1 protein-coding gene is annotated in these 333 nt (G+C 62.8%); it reads right to left on the bottom strand.

What is annotated here, in order from left to right; all coding sequences use genetic code 11:
* The coding region (locus tag SB753_RS35695) for an aminotransferase class I/II-fold pyridoxal phosphate-dependent enzyme (RefSeq protein WP_410804804.1) at positions 1–333 on the bottom strand (333 nt) is incomplete at both ends.

The following is a 333-nucleotide window of genomic DNA, read 5'->3' as shown; positions in this document are numbered from 1 at the left end:
CAGTGCCTCTGGCACCACGAGATAGCCGATCCGCAGCCCCGGAAACAGCGTCTTGCCGAAGCTGCCGACATAAATCACCTGCCCCGCCGTATCGAGCCCTTGCAGCGAAGCGAGCGGCCGGCTCCCATAGCGATACTCGCTGTCGTAGTCGTCCTCGATGATCCAGCACTGGTTCTGCCTCGCGTATTCGAGCAGCATCCGCCGGCGCGCGAGGCTCATCACCATGCCGAGTGGGTATTGATGCGACGGCGTCACGAGAATCAGCTTCGGCGGATGGGCGAGATCGTCGGGCGACGGGTTGATGCCTTCTTCATCGACGGAAATCGGGCGCGA

It is taken from the genome of Paraburkholderia sp. SIMBA_053, assembly GCF_046534895.1.
Taxonomy (GTDB): domain Bacteria; phylum Pseudomonadota; class Gammaproteobacteria; order Burkholderiales; family Burkholderiaceae; genus Paraburkholderia; species Paraburkholderia caledonica.
This window is presented reverse-complemented; position numbering and strand designations above follow the sequence as displayed.